The sequence below is a fragment of the Streptomyces sp. CA-278952 genome, from assembly GCF_028747205.1.
GTDB lineage: Bacteria > Actinomycetota > Actinomycetes > Streptomycetales > Streptomycetaceae > Streptomyces.
Window position 1 is genome coordinate 3,166,882 of the sequence record NZ_CP112880.1, and the last position, 16,814, is coordinate 3,183,695.

General features: G+C 69.2%; 14 protein-coding genes. All 14 read right to left on the reverse strand.

The window, feature by feature from the left end; genetic code table 11:
* Positions 1-146: 146 nt before the first annotated feature.
* The 14 genes from nuoN to N7925_RS14015 are packed head-to-tail and all read right to left on the reverse strand — an operon-like array spanning position 147 to position 16,318.
* Positions 147-1,811, reverse strand: coding sequence for an NADH-quinone oxidoreductase subunit NuoN (nuoN, locus tag N7925_RS13950; RefSeq protein WP_026290978.1), 1,665 nt, complete (start codon positions 1,809-1,811; stop codon positions 147-149).
* Positions 1,808-3,379, reverse strand: coding sequence for an NADH-quinone oxidoreductase subunit M (locus N7925_RS13955; protein ID WP_274344017.1), 1,572 nt, complete (start codon positions 3,377-3,379; stop codon positions 1,808-1,810). The genes nuoN and N7925_RS13955 overlap by 4 nt, the downstream gene beginning before the upstream one ends.
* A 4-nt stretch (positions 3,380-3,383) precedes the next feature.
* Positions 3,384-5,279 (reverse strand): NADH-quinone oxidoreductase subunit L, encoded by a 1,896-nt coding sequence (gene nuoL, locus N7925_RS13960; protein ID WP_274344018.1) that lies wholly within the window; start codon positions 5,277-5,279, stop codon positions 3,384-3,386.
* Positions 5,280-5,291: 12 nt separating this feature from the next.
* Positions 5,292-5,591 (reverse strand): NADH-quinone oxidoreductase subunit NuoK, encoded by a 300-nt coding sequence (gene nuoK / locus N7925_RS13965; RefSeq protein ID WP_018960446.1) that lies wholly within the window; start codon positions 5,589-5,591, stop codon positions 5,292-5,294.
* Complete coding sequence (locus tag N7925_RS13970) at positions 5,588-6,454, reverse strand: NADH-quinone oxidoreductase subunit J (protein ID WP_274344019.1); 867 nt, start codon at positions 6,452-6,454, stop codon at positions 5,588-5,590. The genes nuoK and N7925_RS13970 overlap by 4 nt, the downstream gene beginning before the upstream one ends.
* Positions 6,451-7,161 (reverse strand): NADH-quinone oxidoreductase subunit NuoI, encoded by a 711-nt coding sequence (nuoI, locus tag N7925_RS13975; RefSeq protein ID WP_274344020.1) that lies wholly within the window; start codon positions 7,159-7,161, stop codon positions 6,451-6,453. The genes N7925_RS13970 and nuoI overlap by 4 nt, the downstream gene beginning before the upstream one ends.
* The gene (gene nuoH / locus N7925_RS13980; protein WP_265599945.1) at positions 7,154-8,557 is read right to left on the reverse strand and encodes an NADH-quinone oxidoreductase subunit NuoH; all 1,404 of its coding nucleotides are present in this window, start codon (positions 8,555-8,557) and stop codon (positions 7,154-7,156) included. The genes nuoI and nuoH overlap by 8 nt, the downstream gene beginning before the upstream one ends.
* Entirely contained in the window at positions 8,554-11,064 is a 2,511-nt protein-coding gene (locus tag N7925_RS13985; protein ID WP_265599946.1) for an NADH-quinone oxidoreductase subunit G, read from the reverse strand. The genes nuoH and N7925_RS13985 overlap by 4 nt, the downstream gene beginning before the upstream one ends.
* The gene (gene nuoF / locus N7925_RS13990) at positions 11,061-12,443 is read right to left on the reverse strand and encodes an NADH-quinone oxidoreductase subunit NuoF (protein ID WP_265599947.1); all 1,383 of its coding nucleotides are present in this window, start codon (positions 12,441-12,443) and stop codon (positions 11,061-11,063) included. Before nuoF ends, N7925_RS13985 begins: the two co-directional genes overlap by 4 nt.
* Positions 12,440-13,309: an NADH-quinone oxidoreductase subunit NuoE gene (gene nuoE, locus N7925_RS13995; protein ID WP_265599948.1), complete on the reverse strand. Its 870-nt coding sequence runs from the start codon at positions 13,307-13,309 to the stop codon at positions 12,440-12,442. Before nuoE ends, nuoF begins: the two co-directional genes overlap by 4 nt.
* Positions 13,310-13,338: 29 nt before the next feature.
* Positions 13,339-14,661, reverse strand: coding sequence for an NADH-quinone oxidoreductase subunit D (locus N7925_RS14000; protein ID WP_265599949.1), 1,323 nt, complete (start codon positions 14,659-14,661; stop codon positions 13,339-13,341).
* The gene (locus tag N7925_RS14005) at positions 14,661-15,389 is read right to left on the reverse strand and encodes an NADH-quinone oxidoreductase subunit C (RefSeq protein ID WP_265599950.1); all 729 of its coding nucleotides are present in this window, start codon (positions 15,387-15,389) and stop codon (positions 14,661-14,663) included. Before N7925_RS14005 ends, N7925_RS14000 begins: the two co-directional genes overlap by 1 nt.
* Complete coding sequence (locus tag N7925_RS14010; protein WP_018490715.1) at positions 15,386-15,940, reverse strand: NuoB/complex I 20 kDa subunit family protein; 555 nt, start codon at positions 15,938-15,940, stop codon at positions 15,386-15,388. Before N7925_RS14010 ends, N7925_RS14005 begins: the two co-directional genes overlap by 4 nt.
* Positions 15,941-15,958: 18 nt before the next feature.
* Positions 15,959-16,318: an NADH-quinone oxidoreductase subunit A gene (locus N7925_RS14015; protein ID WP_003967084.1), complete on the reverse strand. Its 360-nt coding sequence runs from the start codon at positions 16,316-16,318 to the stop codon at positions 15,959-15,961.
* Positions 16,319-16,814: the final 496 nt, after the last annotated feature.

The window sequence follows — 16,814 nt, forward strand, 5'->3', positions numbered from 1 at the left end:
CCCAATGCTCTGTCCCCCGAGGTCCGCACGCCCGGCCCTGTCCGTCCTGCTCTCGTCCCCGTCCACGATAGGCGGCGGCAACGACAACGCCGGACGGTCTGTGGATAACCGACCGTCCGGCGCTGCTGACCCGCATACCGCACGGGCTACCGCACGAACACTCCCGCCTGGCTCGCCAGGTCCAGGAAATACTGCGGGGCCAGGCCCAGCACCAGGGTGACGGCGACGCCGACCGCGATCGTCGTCATGGTCAGCGGGGACGGGACGGCGACCGTGGGGCCGTCCGCCTTCGGCTCGCTGAAGAACATCAGGACGATGACCCGGATGTAGAAGAACGCCGCGACGGCCGAGGAGAGCACACCGACGACGACCAGCCCGCCGGCACCGCCCTCGGCGGCCGCCTTGAACACCGCGAATTTGCCGGAGAACCCGGAGGTCAGCGGGATGCCCGCGAAGGCCAGCAGGAACACCGCGAAGACCGCGGCGACCAGCGGCGAGCGCCGGCCGAGCCCGGCCCACTTCGACAGGTGGGTGGCCTCGCCGCCCGCGTCCCGCACCAGCGTGACGACGGCGAACGCGCCGACCGTCACGAAGGAGTAGGCCAGCAGGTAGAAGAGGACCGAGGAGATGCCCTCCGGACTGGCCGCGATGACGCCCGCGAGGATGAAGCCCGCGTGCGCGATCGAGGAGTAGGCCAGCAGCCGCTTGATGTCGGTCTGGGTGATCGCGACGACCGCGCCGCCCAGCATCGTGACGATGGCCACCCCCCACATGACCGGCCGCAGGTCCCAGGCGAGGCCCGGCAGCGCCACGTACAGCAGGCGCAGCATCGCGCCGAACGCCGCGACCTTCGTGGCGGCGGCCATGAAGCCGGTCACCGGGGTCGGAGCTCCCTGGTAGACGTCCGGGGTCCACATGTGGAATGGGATCGCACCGACCTTGAAGAGCAGGCCGACCAGGACCATCGCGCCGCCGATGAGCAGCAGTGCGTCGTTGCCCATGGTGTCGGCGAGGGCCGGGTCGATCTCCAGGACCGACCCGTCGACGACATTGGCGATGTCGGCGTACGAGAGGGAGCCCGCGTAGCCGTAGAGGAGGGCGATCCCGAAGAGGAAGAACGCCGAGGAGAACGCGCCGAGCAGGAAGTACTTCACGGCGGCCTCCTGCGACAGCAGCCGCTTGCGGCGGGCCACGGCGCACAGGAGGTAGAGCGGGAGGGAGAAGACCTCCAGCGCGATGAACAGGGTCAGCAGGTCGTTGGCGGCCGGGAAGACCAGCAGCCCCGCCACCGAGAAGAGGAGGAGCGGGAAGACCTCGGTGGTGGCGAAGCCGGCCCGGACGGCGGCCTTCTCGCCTTCACCGCCCGGTACGGCTCCGGCCTGGGCGGCGAAGGAGTCGACCCGGTTGCCGTGGGCGGTGGGGTCCAGTCGGCGCTCGGCGAAGGTGAACACCGCCACCATGGCGACCAGGAGAATGGTGCCCTGGAGGAACAGGGTGGGGCCGTCGATCGCGATGGCGCCCATGGCCACGATCCCGGCGTCCGTGGTGCCGTATCCGCCGGCCGCGAGGCCGACGATCGCGGCGAACGAACCGGCGACCGCCACCACCGTCAGGAGGAGCTGGGCGTGGTAGCGGGCCCGGCGCGGCACGAAGGCCTCCACCAGGATGCCCAGGACGGCGGCGACCACGATGATCAGGACCGGCATCAGCTGGGTGTACTCGATCTTCGGCGCCGTGAACGTACTGCCCGGTGCCGCCGATGTCACCCCGCTCGCCGTCGTCCACAGACTGTGGACAGCTGTTGCGCTCACTTGGCGGCCTCCACCTCGGGCTGGGGGTCCTTCTTCTGTACGTCGGACATGGTGTGCTCCACCGCCGGGTTGACGACCTCGGTGAGCGGCTTCGGGAAGACGCCCAGGAAGATCAGCACGGCGATCAGCGGAAGCGCGACCGCCAGCTCCCGGGCCCTGAGGTCCGGCATGGACCGGACCGATTCCTTCACCGGGCCGGTCATCGTGCGCTGGTAGAGGACCAGGACGTAGAGCGCGGCGAGCACGATGCCGGAGGTAGCGATGATGCCGGCCACCGGGTACACGCTGAACGTGCCGACGAGGACCAAAAACTCACTGACGAACGGGGCGAGTCCGGGCAGCGACAGGGTGGCGAGCCCGCCGATGAGGAACGTCCCGGCCAGCACGGGGGCGACCTTCTGCACCCCGCCGTAGTCCGCGATGAGCCGCGATCCGCGCCGGGTGATGAGGAATCCGGCGACCAGCAGCAGCGCGGCCGTCGAAATCCCGTGGTTGACCATGTAGAGCGTGGCGCCCGACTGGCCCTGGCTGGTCATCGCGAAGATGCCCAGGATGATGAAGCCGAAGTGCGAGATCGAGGCGTAGGCGATGAGCCGCTTGATGTCGCGCTGGCCGACCGCGAGCAGCGCCCCGTACACGATGGAGACGAGCGCCAGGGTGATCACCACCGGCGTCGCCCACTTGCTGGCCTCCGGGAAGAGCCCGAGGCAGAAGCGGAGCATCGCGAAGGTGCCGACCTTGTCGACGATCGCGGTGATGAGCACGGCCACCGGGGCGGTGGCCTCGCCCATCGCGTTGGGCAGCCAGGTGTGCAGCGGCCAGAGCGGGGCCTTGATCGCGAAGGCGAGGAAGAACCCGAGGAAGAGCCACCGCTCGGTGCTGGTCGCCATCTCCAGGGAGCCGTTGGCCCGGGCCTCGGTGATCTCGGAGAGCGAGAAGCTGCCCGCGACCACGTACAGCCCGATGACGGCGGCCAGCATGATCAGGCCGCCGGCCAGGTTGTAGAGGAGGAACTTGACCGCCGCGTACGACCGCTGGGTCGCGGCGTTCTCGTCGGTGCCCGCGTGGGCCCGGTCGCCGAAGCCGCCGATGAGGAAGTACATCGGGATGAGCATGGCTTCGAACAGGATGTAGAAGAGGAAGACGTCGGTGGCGGTGAACGACAGGATCACCATGGCCTCGACCATGAGGATCAGGGCGAAGAAGCCCTGTGTCGGACGCCAGCGCGAGGACGTCGTCTCCTGGGGATCGGCGTCGTGCCAGCCCGCGACGATGACGAACGGGATCAGCAGCGCGGTGAGGCCGAGAAGCGCCACCCCGATGCCGTCCACGCCCAGCTCGTAGCGGACGCCGAAGTCGGCGATCCAGGACCGGGACTCGGTGAGCTGGTAGCGGTCGCCGCCCGGTTCGAAGCGGAGGAAGACGACGGCCGCCAGGAGGAGCGTCCCGAGCGAGAAGAGCAGCGCGAGCCATTTGGCCGCGGTGCGCCGCGCGGCGGGGACCGCGGCGGTGGCGATGGCGCCGATCGCCGGGAGCGCCGCCGTCGCGGTCAGGAGGGGAAAGGACATGTGATCAGACCGCCCTCATCAGCAGGGTCGCGGCGATGACGACCGCCGTACCGCCGAACATCGAGACCGCGTAGGTGCGGGCGTAGCCGTTCTGCAGCTTGCGCAGCCGGCCGGAGAGCCCGCCGACCGAGGCGGCCGTGCCGTTGACGACGCCGTCGACCAGGGAGTGGTCCACGTAGACCAGCGAGCGGGTGAGGTGCTCGCCGCCGCGGACCAGGACCACGTGGTTGAAGTCGTCCTGGAGGAGATCGCGGCGGGCGGCCCGGGTGAGGACCGAGCCGCGCGGGGCGACGACGGGCACGGGCTTGCGCCCGTACATCGCCCAGGCGATCCCGACGCCGATGACCAGGGCCACCACGGTGGCTCCGGTGACCGTGGCCGCGCTCAGCGGGGCGTGCCCGTGGTCGTAACCGGTCACGGGCTCCAGCCAGGTGATGAACCGGTCGCCGATCGCGAAGAACCCGCCGGCGAAGACCGAGCCGAAGGCCAGCACGATCATCGGGATCGTCATCGACTTCGGGGACTCGTGCGGGTGCGGCTCGTGGCCCTCCGCGTCCGGCTGCCAGCGCTTCTCGCCGAAGAAGGTCATCAGCATCACGCGCGTCATGTAGAACGCGGTGATCGCGGCGCCCAGCAGGGCCACGGAGCCGAGGATCCAGCCCTCGGTGCCGCCCTTGGCGAACGCCGCCTCGATGATCTTGTCCTTGGAGAAGAAGCCGGACAGGCCGGGGAAGCCGATGATGGCCAGATAGCCGAGACCGAAGGTGACGAAGGTGACCGGCATGTACTTCCGCAGGCCGCCGTACTTGCGCATGTCGACCTCGTCGTTCATGCCGTGCATGACGGAGCCCGCGCCGAGGAAGAGCCCGGCCTTGAAGAAGCCGTGCGTCACCAGGTGCATGATCGCGAAGATGTAGCCGATGGGGCCGAGGCCCGCGGCCAGGATCATGTAGCCGATCTGCGACATCGTGGAGCCGGCCAGGGCCTTCTTGATGTCGTCCTTCGCACAACCGACGATCGCACCGAAGATCAGCGTGACCGCGCCGACGATGACGACGACCATCTGGGCGTCCGGGGCGGCGTTGAAGATCGCGCCGGAGCGGACGATCAGATAGACGCCCGCGGTGACCATGGTCGCGGCGTGGATGAGGGCGGAGACCGGGGTCGGGCCCTCCATCGCGTCGCCGAGCCAGGACTGGAGCGGCACCTGGGCCGACTTGCCGCAGGCGGCCAGCAGCAGCATCAGCCCGATGGCGGTCAGCTTGCCCTGGCTCGTCTCGCCGGCCGACTCCAGCACCGGCCCGAAGGCGAAGGTGCCGAAGGTGGTGAACATCAGCATGATGGCGATCGACAGGCCCATGTCGCCGACCCGGTTGACCAGGAAGGCCTTCTTCGCGGCGGTGGCCGCGGTGGGCTTGTGCTGCCAGAAGCCGATGAGCAGGAACGACGCCAGACCGACGCCCTCCCACCCGACGTACAGCAGGAGGTAGTTGTCGGCGATGACCAGGATGAGCATCGCCGCGAGGAACAGGTTGAGATAGCCGAAGAAGCGGCGCCTGCGCTCGTCGTGCTCCATGTAACCGATGGAGTAGATGTGGATCAGGGTGCCCACACCGGTGATGAGCAGGACGAACGTCATCGACAGCTGGTCGAGCTGGAAGGCGATGTCGGCCTGGAAGCCCTCCACCGGAATCCAGCTGAACAGGTGCTGGTGCAGGGCCCGGTCCTCGGCGTCCTTCCCCAGCATGTCGGTGAACAGAATCAGTCCGACGACGAACGAGGCTCCGGCCAGGACGGTGCCGAGCCAGTGGCCGGTCTTGTCCAGTCGGCGTCCGCCGCAGAGCAGGACCGCCGCTCCGAGCAGGGGCGCCGCGACGAGCAGCGCAATCAGGTTCTCCACGTTTCCGACCCCTTACAGCTTCATCAGGCTGGCGTCGTCGACCGAGGCCGAGTGGCGGGAGCGGAACAACGACACGATGATCGCGAGTCCGACGACGACTTCCGCGGCGGCGACGACCATCGTGAAGAACGCGACGATCTGCCCGTCGAGGTTGCCGTGCATCCGGGAGAACGTGACGAGCGCCAGATTGCAGGCGTTGAGCATCAGCTCGACGCACATGAACAGCACGATCGTGTTCCGCCTGATCAGCACCCCGGAGGCGCCGATCGCGAAGAGCAGGGCCGCGAGATAGAGGTAGTTGACCGGGTTCACTTCGCGGCCTCCGAATTCTCCGCCGCGGACGGGGGATTGGCTCCGCGCGCCACGGCGTCCGCGTCCTCACGTCCGAGCCGCTCCCCGGAGCGCTGCTCCAGGGCCTTGAGATCGGCGAGGGACTGCTGCGAGACGTCACGGATCTGGCCGCGCTGACGCAGTGTCTGCATGACGGTCAGCTCGGACGGCGTGCCGTCGGGGAGCAGACCGGGGATGTCCACCGCGTTGTGCCGGGCGTAGACGCCGGGGGCGGGGAGCGGCGGGAGGTGCTTGCCGCGCACGCGCTCCTCGGACATCTCCCGCTGGGTCTTGGCCCGTTCGGTGCGCTCGCGGTGCGTGAGCACCATCGCCCCGACCGTCGCGGTGATCAGCAGGGCGCCGGTGATCTCGAAGGCGAAGACGTACTTGGTGAAGATGAGGTTGGCGATTCCCTCGACGTTGCCGCCGTGCCGGGCGTTGGCCGCGCCGAGCCCGTTGAAGGTGCTCAGGGAGGCGTTGCCGATGCCCGCGATCAGCAGCACGGCGAACCCGAGAGCGCACCCGAGGGCCAGCCAGCGCTGCCCCTTGAGGGTCTCCTGGAGGGAGTCGGCGGCGGTGACGCCGACGAGCATCACGACGAAGAGGAACAGCATCATGATGGCGCCGGTGTAGACGACGATCTGGACGATGCCGAGGAAATACGCCCCGTTGGCGAGGTAGAAGACCGCGAGGACGATCATGGTCCCGGCGAGCGAGAGGGCGCTGTGCACGGACTTCTTCATCAGCACCGTGGAGAGCGCGCCGATCACGGCGACGGTGCCCAGGATCCAGAACTGGACGGCCTCGCCGGTCGAGGTGGTGGTGGCTGCGGCCAGCGCGTTCACTCCCCCACCCCCTTTCCCTGCCGGGCGTCGGCGGCATGCGTCGACTCGATGGGGTCCTCGTCCTGGTCGGGCTTGTCGCCCTCGCCCTTGGACACGGCCGTCTGACGGACCGTGCCGGGAGCGGCCTCGGTGACCACGCCCCGGTAGTAGTCCTGCTCGTCCATGCCGGGGAAGATCGCGTGCGGGCTGTCGACCATGCCTTCCTCCAGGCCCGCGAGCAGCTCGTCCTTGGTGTAGATGAGGCTTTCGCGGGTGGTGTTGGCGAGCTCGAACTCGTTCGTCATGGTCAGCGCCCGGGTGGGGCAGGCCTCGATGCAGAGTCCGCACAGGATGCAGCGCGCGTAGTTGATCTGGTAGACGCGGCCGTAGCGCTCTCCCGGGGAGTAGCGCTCCTCCTCGGTGTTGTCCGCGCCCTCCACGTAGATCGCGTCCGCCGGGCAGGCCCAGGCGCACAGCTCGCAGCCGACGCACTTCTCCAGGCCGTCCGGGTGGCGGTTGAGCTGGTGGCGGCCGTGGAAGCGGGGCGCCGTCACCTTCGGCGTCTCCGGATACTGCTCGGTGAGCCGCTTCTTGAACATGGCCTTGAAGGTCACGCCGAAGCCGGCCACGGGGTTCTGGAACTTGTCCCCCGACTCCCCTGCCTGCCCCGCCTGGCCCGAGGACCCAGCGGATCCCGATGAGCCCGTGAGCTCTGGTTTCTCAGACACCGCCGGCCTCCTTTCCGTCACTCGCGCTTTCGTCACTCTGAGTATCCGCCCCGCCACTGACAACGAGCTCCCGCTCCCGCCGCGGTGTGCGCCTGGGCACCGGCGGCAGGGTCTGTCCGGGCAGCGGAGGCACCGGGAACCCGCCCGCCATCGGGTCGAAGGCGGGCTCCGGTCCGGCCGCTTCCTCCTCGGCCCGGTTCCTGCGGTCGCGGAACATGTCGACGACGAACGAGATCAGCAGGATCGCGATCACGGCCGCACCGACGTACAGCACGATCCGGGAGAAGTCGTAGCCCTCGTTGCGCAGGGCGCGGACGGTGGCGACGAGCATCAGCCAGACGACCGAGACCGGGATGAGGACCTTCCAGCCCAGCTTCATCAACTGGTCGTAGCGGACGCGGGGAAGCGTGCCGCGCAGCCAGATGAAGAAGAAGATCAGCACCTGGAGCTTCAGGAAGAACCAGAGCATCGGCCACCAGCCGTGGTTCGCTCCCTCCCAGAAGGCGGAGATCGGGTACGGGGCCCTCCAGCCGCCGAGGAACAGCGTCACCGCGATCATCGACACGGTCACCATGTGGATGTACTCGGCGAGCATGAACATCGCGAACTTGATGGAGCTGTACTCGGTGTTGAACCCGCCGACCAGGTCGCCCTCGGACTCCGGCATGTCGAACGGCGCCCGACTGGCCTCACCGACCATGGTCACCATGTAGATGATGAACGAGACCGGCAGCAGCATGATGTACCAGCGGTCCGCCTGCGCCTCCACGATGGTCGAGGTGGACATCGACCCGGAGTAGAGGAAGACCGAGGCGAAGGCCGCGCCCATCGCGATCTCGTACGAGATCATCTGGGCGGACGAACGGATTCCGCCGAGCAGGGGGTACGTCGAGCCCGAGGACCAGCCGCCGAGGACGAAGCCGTACACCCCGACCGCGCCGACGGCCAGGATGTAGAGCGCGGCGATCGGGAGGTCGGTGAGCTGCATCGTGGTGCGCTGCCCGAAGATCGAGACCTCGTTGCCCGCCGGGCCGAAGGGGATCACCGCGATCGCCATGAAGGCCGGGATCGCGGCGAGGATCGGCGCGAGGACGTAGACCGCCTTGTCCGCGCGCTTGACGATCACGTCCTCCTTCAGCATCAGCTTGATGCCGTCGGCGAGCGACTGGAGCAGCCCCCAGGGGCCGTGCCGGTTGGGGCCGATGCGCAGCTGCATCCAGGCGACGACCTTGCGCTCCCACACGATGGAGAACAGCACGATCAGCATCAGGAACGCGAAGCAGAAGACCGCCTTGATGACGACGAGCCACCAGGGGTCGGTGCCGAACATCGAGAGATCCTCGGCGGCGAGGACGACGCTCTCGGGCGCCGTCGTGAATGCGGCGAGGCCAGTCACGCTCGTACCTCCGATGGTTCGACGGGAGCACCCGGTGCGGCGGCGGGGCCGATCCGCACCAGGCCGCCGGGGTTCGCGCCGGTGTCGGCGGGGATGCCGCGCCCCACCGAGTTCAGCGGCACCCAGACCACCCGGTCCGGCATGTCGGTGACCGCGAGGGGCAGTTCGACGGTGCCCGCGGGGCCGGTGACGGCGAGCAGGTCGCCGTCCTTGACGCCGGACTCGGCGGCGGTGACCGCCGAGAGCCGGGCGACGGCCGCGTGCCGGGTCCCGGCGAGGGCGGTGTCGCCCTCCTGGAGCCGGCCGAGGTCGAGCAGCATCCGGTGGCCCGCGAGGACCGCCTCGCCGTCGCCGGGCCGGGGCAGCGGCTGCGCGCTCTCGCGCGGGTCCTGTGCGCGGCCGCCCTCCCAGCCGCCGAGCCGGTCCAGCTCGCGGCGGGCGGCGGTCAGGTCCGGCAGGGCGAAGTGCACGTCCATGGCGTCGGCCAGCATGTGCAGCACCCGGGAGTCCGTCGGCGCCAGCGTCCGGGGCATCTGCTCCGGCTTGAGCGCCGCCTGGAACATCCGGACCCGGCCCTCCCAGTTGAGGAAGGTGCCGGACTTCTCCGCGACGGCGGCGACCGGGAAGACCACGTCCGCCCGGGCGGAGACCGCGCTCGGCCGCAGTTCCAGCGAGACCAGGAAGCCGACCTCGTTCAGCGCCTGGAGGGCACGGTTCGGGTCGGGCAGGTCCTCGACGCCGACTCCGGCGACGAGCAGGGCGCCCAGTTCGCCGGTGGCCGCGGCCTCGACGATCTGGCCGGTGTCGCGGCCGTGGCGGGTGGGCAGTTCGGCCACGCGCCACACCCCCGCGACCTCCTCCCGGGCCCGTGGGTCGGTGGCCGGGCGGCCGCCGGGCAGCAGGGTGGGGAGCGCGCCCGCCTCCACCGCGCCCCGGTCGCCCGCCCGGCGCGGGATCCACACCAGGCGTGCGCCGGTGGCGGTGGCGGTGCGGACGGCGGCGGACAGCGCACCGGGCACTCCGGCGAGCCGTTCACCGACGATGATCAGGGAGTGCTCGGCGCGGAGCGCCTCGGCCGCGGCGGCCCCTTCGGCCTCCAGGCCGACGCCGCCCGCGAGCGCGTCCAGCCACTCGGTCTCGGTGCCGGGGGCGGCGGGCAGCAGCGTGCCGCCCGCCTTCACCAGGCCCCGGGTGGCGTGCGAGGCGAGCGCGAAGGTCTTCTGTCCGCTCTTGCGGTGGGCCTTGCGCAGCCGCAGGAAGACGCCGGGCGCCTCCTCCTCGGACTCGAACCCGACGAGCAGGACCGCGGGGGCCTTCTCCAGCGCGGTGTACGTGACCCCCTCGCCGTCCAGGTCCAGGCCTCGTCCGGCGACCCGGGCGGCCAGGAAGTCGGCCTCCTCGGCGCTGTGCACCCGGGAGCGGAAGTCGACGTCGTTGGTGTCGAGGGCGACCCGGGCGAACTTGCTGTACGCGTAGGCGTCCTCGACGGTGAGCCGGCCGCCGGTCAGGACGCCGGTACGGCCGCGGGCGGCGAGGAGTCCGGCCGCCGCGGCTGCCAGCGCCTCGGGCCAGCTCGCCGGCTCCAGCTCGCCCTCGGCGTTGCGGACCAGCGGGGTGGTGAGCCGGTCGCGCTGCTGGGCGTAACGGAAGCCGAACCGCCCCTTGTCGCAGAGCCACTCCTCGTTGACCTCGGGGTCGTTGGCCGCGAGGCGGCGCATGACCTTGCCGCGCCGGTGGTCGGTCCGGGTCGAGCAGCCGCCCGCGCACTGCTCGCAGACCGAGGGGGTGGAGACCAGGTCGAAGGGGCGGGAGCGGAAGCGGTACGCCGCCGAGGTCAGCGCGCCGACCGGGCAGATCTGGATGGTGTTGCCGGAGAAGTACGACTCGAAGGGGTCGCCCTCGCCGGTGCCGACCTGCTGGAGGGCGCCGCGCTCGATCAGCTCGATCATCGGGTCGCCCGCCACCTGGTTGGAGAACCGGGTGCAGCGCGCGCAGAGCACGCACCGCTCGCGGTCCAGCAGTACCTGGGTGGAGATCGGGACGGGCTTCTCGAACGTCCGCTTCTTGCCCTCGAAGCGGGAGTCGGCGCCGCCGTGGGACATCGCCTGGTTCTGGAGCGGGCACTCGCCGCCCTTGTCGCAGACGGGGCAGTCCAGCGGATGGTTGATCAGCAGCAGCTCCATCACGCCCTTCTGCGCCTTCTCGGCGACAGGAGAGGTGATCTGCGACTTGACGACCATGCCGTCGGTGCAGGTGATGGTGCAGGAGGCCATCGGCTTGCGCTGGCCCTCGACCTCGACGATGCACTGCCGGCAGGCGCCGGCGGGGTCGAGGAGCGGGTGGTCGCAGAAGCGCGGGATCTCGATGCCGAGGAGCTCGGCGGCGCGGATGACCAGGGTCCCCTTGGGGACGCTGATCTGGATGCCGTCGATGGTCAGCGTGACCAGGTCCTCGGGCGGGATCGCCGCCTCGCCGCCCCCGGAGGGCGCACTCGTGGTGACTGTCATGCGTTCACCCCCCGGTGAGCGTTCTTGCCGTCGGTGTTCTTGTCGTCGGCCCAGGCCGTGGACCGGGCGGGGTCGAAGGGGCAGCCCTTGCCGGTGATGTGCTGCTCGTACTCCTCGCGGAAGTACTTGAGCGAGGAGAAGATCGGCGAGGCGGCGCCGTCGCCGAGCGCGCAGAACGACTTGCCGTTGATGTTGTCGGCGATGTCGTTGAGCTTGTCGAGGTCGGCCATCTCGCCCTTGCCGGCCTCGATGTCGCGGAGCAACTGGACCAGCCAGTACGTCCCTTCGCGGCAGGGTGTGCACTTGCCGCAGGACTCGTGGGCGTAGAACTCGGTCCAGCGGGTGACGGCCCGCACGACGCAGGTCGTCTCGTCGAAGCACTGGAGCGCCTTGGTGCCGAGCATGGACCCGGCGGCGGCGACGCCCTCGTAGTCGAGGGGGACGTCGAGGTGCTCCTCGGTGAACATCGGGGTGGAGGAGCCGCCCGGGGTCCAGAACTTCAGGCGGTGACCGGCCCGGATGCCGCCGCTCATGTCGAGGAGCTGGCGCAGCGTGATGCCGAGCGGGGCCTCGTACTGGCCGGGGCTGGTGACATGGCCGCTGAGCGAGTAGAGCGTGAAGCCCGGGGACTTCTCGCTGCCCATCGACTTGAACCAGTCCTTGCCCTTGTTCAGGATCGCGGGAACCGAGGCGATGGACTCGACGTTGTTCACGACAGTGGGGCAGGCGTACAGACCGGCGACCGCAGGGAAGGGGGGCCGCAGCCGGGGCTGGCCACGCCGTCCTTCGAGAGAGTCGAGCAGCGCGGTTTCCTCACCACAGATGTACGCACCGGCGCCCGCGTGCACCGTGAGTTCCAGATCGAGTCCTGAGCCCAGGATGTTCGTCCCCAGATAACCCGCCTCGTACGCCTCTCGTACGGCCTCGTGCAGTCGTCGCAGCACGGGGACGACCTCACCGCGCAGATAGATGAACGCGTGCGACGAACGGATCGCGTAACAGGCGATCACGATGCCCTCGATGAGGCTGTGCGGGTTGGCGAAGAGGAGCGGGATGTCCTTGCAGGTCCCCGGCTCCGACTCGTCGGCGTTGACAACCAGATAGTGCGGTTTGCCGTCCCCCTGCGGGATGAACTGCCACTTCATCCCGGTGGGGAAGCCCGCGCCGCCGCGTCCGCGCAGACCGGAGTCCTTGACGTACGCGATGAGGTCGTCGGGCGCCATGGCGAGCGCCTTGCGCAGCCCTTCGTAGCCCTCGTGGCGGCGGTAGGTGTCCAGGGTCCAGGATTCGGGCTGGTCCCAGAAGGCGGAGAGGACCGGTGCGAGCAGCTTCTCGGGGCTCGTCCCGTTGTGGTCGATCTCGGCGGCCAAGGTCATCACTCCCCCTCCTCGGCTGCGGGCCCGGCCGGGTGCTCCGGGTCGGAGGCCGAGGTCTGCTGCGGTGCGTCGTGCGAGCTGAGGTGCTCGGACGGCGAAGGGTCGTGCGGTTGCCCGTCCTGGGGCTGCGCATCCTGGGGTTGCGCAGCCTGCGGCTGCGCGTCCTGGGGCTGTCCGGCGCGCGGGGAGACCACGCGCGCCTGCGGGAGCGCTTCGCCCTTGGCGAGCTTCAGCCCGACGAGGGAGGCGGGGCCCGCGCCGCCGGTCGCCTCGACGGCGCCGGGCCGCTCGTCGGGGAAGCCGGCCAGGATGCGGGCCGTCTCCTTGTACGAGCAGATGGGCGCGCCCCGGGTGGGCTCGACGGTCCGGCCGGCGATCAGGTCGTCGACGAGCTGCGTGGCGCTCTGGGGCGTCTGGTTGTCGAAGAACTCCCAGTTGACCATCACGACGGGCGCGAAGTCGCAGGCGGCGTTGCACTCGATGTGTTCGAGGGTGACCTTGCCGTCGTCGGTGGTCTCGTTGTTGCCGACGCCGAGGTGTTCCTTGAGCGTGTCGAAGATGGCGTCGCCGCCCATGACCGCGCACAGGGTGTTGGTGCAGACGCCGACCTGGTAGTCGCCGCTGGGCCTGCGCCGGTACATGGAGTAGAAGGTCGCGACGGCGGTGACCTCGGCGGTGGTGAGGTCGAGCGTCTCGGCGCAGAAGGCCATGCCCGTACGGGAGACGTATCCCTCCTCGGACTGCACGAGGTGCAGCAGCGGCAGCAGGGCGGAGCGGCTGCCGGGGTAGCGGGCGAGCACCTCCTTCGCGTCCGCGTCGAGCCGGGCGCGCACCTCGGCCGGGTAGGGGGTGGCGGGGAGCTGCGGCATCCCCAGACTGACGTCTTGGCGTGATGTGGTCACCGGTCGACGCCTCCCATCACGGGGTCGATGGACGCGACGGCGACGATGACGTCGGCGACCTGGCCGCCTTCGCACATCGCCGCCATGGCCTGGAGGTTGGTGAAGGACGGGTCGCGGAAGTGGACCCGGTAGGGGCGGGTGCCGCCGTCGGAGACGACGTGCACGCCGAGTTCGCCCTTGGGGGACTCGACGGCGGTGTACACCTGACCGGCCGGGACCCGGAAGCCCTCGGTCACCAGCTTGAAGTGGTGGATCAGGGCTTCCATGGAGGTGCCCATGATGTTCCGGATGTGGTCGAGCGAGTTGCCGAGTCCGTCCGGGCCGAGGGCGAGCTGGGCGGGCCAGGCGATCTTCTTGTCGGCGACCATGACCGGCCCGGGCTCCAGGCGGTCGATGCACTGCTCGATGATGCGCAGCGACTGGCGCATCTCCTCCAGGCGGATCAGGAAGCGTCCGTAGGAGTCGCAGGTGTCGGCGGTCGGGACGTCGAAGTCGTAGGTCTCGTAGCCGCAGTACGGGTCGCTCTTGCGCAGGTCGTGCGGGAGTCCGGCGGAGCGCAGCACCGGGCCGGTGGCGCCGAGCGCCATGCAGCCGGTGAGGTCGAGGTAGCCGACGTCCTTCATCCGGGCCTTGAAGATGGGGTTGCCGGTGGCGAGCTTGTCGTACTCCGGCAGGTTCTTCTTCATGGTCTTGATGAACTCGCGCAGCTGGTCGACCGCGCCCGGGGGCAGGTCCTGGGCGAGGCCGCCGGGGCGGACGAACGCGTGGTTCATCCGCAGGCCGGTGAAGAGCTCGAAGAGGTCGAGAACCAGTTCACGATCGCGGAAGCCGTAGATCATGATCGTGGTCGCGCCGAGCTCCATGCCGCCGGTGGCGATGCACACGAGGTGCGAGGCGAGCCGGTTGAGCTCCATCAGCAGGACGCGCAGGACGGTGGCCCGGTCGGGGATCTGGTCCTCGATGCCGAGGAGCTTCTCGACGCCGAGGCAGTAGGCCGTCTCGTTGAAGAACGGCGTCAGGTAGTCCATCCGCGTGACGAAGGTGGTGCCCTGGGTCCAGTTGCGGAATTCGAGGTTCTTCTCGATGCCGGTGTGGAGGTAGCCGATGCCGCAGCGGGCCTCGGTGACGGTCTCGCCGTCGATCTCCAGGATGAGGCGCAGCACGCCGTGCGTGGACGGGTGCTGGGGGCCCATGTTGACGATGATGCGCTCGTCGTCGGACTTCACCGCGGATTCGACGACCTCGTCCCAGTCGCCGCCGGTGACTGTATATACAGTCCCCTCGGTCGTGGCACGGGGTGTCGCGTGGGGAGTGGTCATCAGGAGTACGACCTCCGCTGGTCCGGAGCCGGGATCTGGGCGCCCTTGTACTCGACGGCGATGCCGCCGAGGGGGTAGTCCTTGCGCTGCGGGAAGCCCTGCCAGTCGTCCGGCATCATGATCCGGGTCAGGGCCGGGTGCCCGTCGAAGACGAGCCCGAAGAAGTCGTACGCCTCGCGCTCGTGCCAGTCGTTGGTCGGGTAGACCTCGACGAGCGACGGGATGTGCGGGTCGCTGTCCGGGGCGGAGACCTCCAGCCGGATCAGCCGGCCGTGGGTGAGGGACCGCAGGTGGTAGACGGCGTGCAGCTCGCGCCCCTTGTCGCCCAGGAAGTGGACGCCGCTCACGCCCGTACAGAGTTCGAAGCGCAGGGCGGGGTCGTCGCGCAGGGTGCGGGCGACCTGGACCAGGTGCTCGCGGGCGATGTGGAAGGTCAGCTCGTCGCGGTCGACGACCGTCCTCTCGATGGCGTTGGAGGGGAGCAGGTCCTGTTCCTCCAGGGCGCCTTCCAGCTCGTCGGCCACCTCGTCGAACCAGCCGCCGTACGGCCGGGAGGCGGCTCCCGGCAGGGTGACGGTGCGGACGAGGCCGCCGTAGCCGGAGGTGTCACCGCCGTTGTTCGCGCCGAACATGCCCTTGCGGACGCGGATGACCTCGCCGCCGGTGTCACGCGGGGCGGGTACGGCGTTGCCGTTCCGCTCGCCGTTCGCGTCGGAGTTCTCGGTCACCGCAGGAGCCCCTTCATCTCGATCAGGGGCAGTGCCTTGAGGGCCGCTTCCTCCGCCTCGCGGGCGGCCTCCTCCGCGTTGACCCCGAGTTTGCCGTCCTGGATCTTCTGGTGGAGCTTGAGGATGGCGTCCAGCAGCATCTCGGGACGAGGCGGACAACCCGGCAAGTAGATATCGACCGGGACAATATGATCAACACCCTGCACAATGGCGTAATTGTTGAACATTCCGCCCGATGACGCACAGACTCCCATGGAAATGACCCACTTGGGATTCGGCATCTGGTCGTAGACCTGCCGCAGGACGGGCGCCATCTTCTGGCTCACCCGTCCCGCGACGATCATCAGGTCCGCCTGTCGCGGCGACCCGCGGAAGACCTCCATCCCGAACCGGGCCAGGTCGTAGCGGCCCGCGCCGGTCGTCATCATCTCGATGGCGCAGCAGGCCAGTCCGAACGTGGCCGGGAAGACGGACGACTTCCGCACCCAGCCCGCGGCCTGCTCGACCGTGGTCAGAACGAAGCCGCTCGGCAGTTTCTCTTCGAGTCCCATGGTGTGCCCCTCAGCCCCTCAGTCCCATTCCAGGCCGCCGCGACGCCATACATACGCATAGGCGACGAAGACGGTGAGCACGAAGAGCAGCATCTCCACGAGCCCGAAGATCCCGAGGGCGTCGAAGGAGACCGCCCAGGGATAGAGGAAGACGATCTCGATGTCGAAGACGATGAAAAGCATCGCCGTCAGGTAGTACTTGATCGGAAAGCGGCCGCCTCCGGCGGGAGTCGGGGTGGGTTCGATACCGCACTCGTACGCTTCGAGCTTTGCCCGGTTGTACCGCTTGGGGCCGATAAGCGTGGCCATGACCACGGAGAAGATCGCAAACCCTGCCCCGAGGGCGCCGAGCACGAGGATGGGCGCGTAGGCATTCACGCTCCTCGCTCCTTCCAGTCGTCCTTGACCTGTGGACCGCATCGGGCGACCGGCTCGCCGCCTCACCAAGATCGTGCACATGTGAGGCAGTTCACAAGCCCGACTGCCCCGCATCCTATGCCCGGCCCCCTGTGATCTGCGACACGGGGTACGGCAACGGCTTTGTGATCTCCACCACCTGACGAAGGATCATGAAGTCGTATGAGCGGTGATCTTCGTACGCGAAGCGGCCGAGTGATCACGAGACGTGACATTCGACGGTGTTACCGCTGGTCAAAGGCGTGTCGCGCTATCAATCGACCGCCCGTACAAGCAAATTGGCGGTGGAATACCCCGGGGTGATAAGGGCCTCGGCCGAGATCGGCGACCGTCCGCACGAGGGGCGGCGGGGACCGATGCGGACATGTGCACGCATTCACGAACTTCCGGATCGCGCACCGGGAGCCCCCCTCCGCGCCGGCTCGGTACGCGAGTGGAGTCACCGCCTCCGCCGACA

Excerpts from the sequence above, each read along its gene's own strand:
- N7925_RS14000 (WP_265599949.1), bottom strand. The coding sequence starts at position 14,661 with ATGACCACTCCCCACGCGACACCCCGTGCCACGACCGAGGGGACTGTA.
- N7925_RS14010 (WP_018490715.1), bottom strand. The coding sequence starts at position 15,940 with ATGGGACTCGAAGAGAAACTGCCGAGCGGCTTCGTTCTGACCACGGTC.
- N7925_RS13955 (WP_274344017.1), bottom strand. The coding sequence starts at position 3,379 with ATGTCCTTTCCCCTCCTGACCGCGACGGCGGCGCTCCCGGCGATCGGC.
- N7925_RS13985 (WP_265599946.1), bottom strand. The coding sequence starts at position 11,064 with ATGACAGTCACCACGAGTGCGCCCTCCGGGGGCGGCGAGGCGGCGATC.
- nuoE (WP_265599948.1), bottom strand. The coding sequence starts at position 13,309 with ATGCCGCAGCTCCCCGCCACCCCCTACCCGGCCGAGGTGCGCGCCCGG.